We start from the raw sequence: 1,584 nt of genomic DNA, 5'->3' as shown, positions 1-1,584 counted from the left end.
CCGACGGGCAGCGGCTGCCGGTGCTGGTGACCGCGAAGGCCAAGAACGGCTCGGACGGGCAGCAGCCGCTGGTCCGGCTGACCGTGTTCGACGCGCGGGAGCGGCGCTCGTACGAGCGGGAGCTGGTGCGGGCCAGGCAGGAGGCCGAGCGGGACCGGGAGCACCACCGCAGGCTCACCGAGGCGCTGCGCCGCACCCTGCTGCCGCCGACCCTGCCGTCGCTTCCGGGGCTGGAGGTGGCCTCGCACTACCGGGCGGCGAACTCCGACGAGGTCGGCGGCGACTTCTACGACGTGTACCCGCTGTGCGGCGGGGACCGGCTGGGGTTCTTCGTCGGCGACGTCAGCGGGCGCGGGCCCGCGGCGGCCGAGCTGACCTCGGTGGCCCGGTACGCGCTGCGCGGGGCCGCGATCACCGAGTCCGGGCCGTCGGCGGCGCTGGGGAAGCTGAACGAGGTGCTGCGCGGGCAGCGTGACGGGGTGCCGGAGTTCTGCACGGCCGTGGTCGGCGTGCTGCGGCCCACGGACGACGGGTTCGCGCTGGCGCTGGCCAGCGGTGGGCACCCGCCCGCGCTGGTGGTGCGCGCGGACGGCGCCGTGGAGGTGCTGCACACGCCCGGCGCGCAACTGGTGGGGCTGCTGGCCGCGCCGAGGTTCACCCGCCGCACCGCGCGGCTCGCGGCGGGCGACGTGCTCGTGCTGCACACCGACGGGCTCGGCGACGACCTGCTCGACGGGGTGCGGCCGGGGTCGGCGCGGGACGTGGTGGACGAGCTGGCCGAGCGGTTGGCGGGCGGCGGAGGCAAGGACGACGCCGCGGTGCTCGCGTTCGGGGTGGGACCGGCGTGAGCGACCTGAAGATCACCAGCACGACCACCGCGACCAGGCACGTGGTGACCGCGACCGGGGAGCTGGACCACCGCAGCGCGTCGCGGCTGCGGGAGGCGATCGCCGGGGTGCCGCTGGGGAGCGGGCACCACCTGGTGCTGGACCTGAGCTCGCTGGCGTTCTGCGACTCCAGCGGGCTGACCGTGTTCATCGGGGCGCACGAGCGGGCGGAGGCGGAGCAGGCGGCGTTCAGCCTGGTCGGGCCGCCGCCGCCGGTGCACAAGATGCTGCGGCTGACCGGGCTGGACACGGTGCTGACCGTGCTGAGCAAACCGGCGGGGCTGCTGCACCCGTGTGGCGGGCCGCGCGGCGGGGACCTGTCGCCGCGCGGCCGTCACGGGCGGATTTTTCCTCCCGGACCGGTGCGGATTGCAGAACTTCCCGGTCGGGTTGTCGTGTTGACGATTGGCTCACCCGAGCGGCGCAGCCCGCCGATCCACTTCCCCGGCCCGGCCGGGAATCATTCGGGCACAGGTGTGGAACCGCTCCCCGACAGGGCGACGGCAATTGCTGCGCGGGGTTCCCGAAGGCTGAAGTTATCGGCATGAGAACTCGCTTCCTCGCGGCTGTCGCCGCCGCCCTCGCGTCCCTGCTGCTGCTCTCGCCGCCCGCCCAGGCCGCCGCCGGTGACGCCACCTGCGCCCTCGGCACCGGCGTCACCACCTACACCCCGCCCATCACCGCCACCGCCACCCCG

Annotated in this window: 2 protein-coding genes; both read left to right on the top strand. The window is 75.1% G+C overall.

The window, feature by feature from the left end; genetic code table 11:
* A partial coding sequence (locus tag ACTUAL_RS24910; RefSeq protein ID WP_440901953.1) for a PP2C family protein-serine/threonine phosphatase occupies window positions 1-848 on the top strand: 848 nt, incomplete at its 5' end.
* Window positions 845-1,435, top strand: coding sequence for an STAS domain-containing protein (locus ACTUAL_RS24905; protein ID WP_440901952.1), 591 nt, complete (start codon window positions 845-847; stop codon window positions 1,433-1,435). The genes ACTUAL_RS24910 and ACTUAL_RS24905, both read left to right, overlap by 4 nt.
* The last annotated feature ends 149 nt before the right edge of the window (window positions 1,436-1,584 follow it).

The sequence above is a fragment of the Actinosynnema sp. genome, from assembly GCF_052038725.1.
Note: the sequence above shows the minus strand (reverse complement) of the source record. Positions and strands in the feature narration are given on the sequence as shown.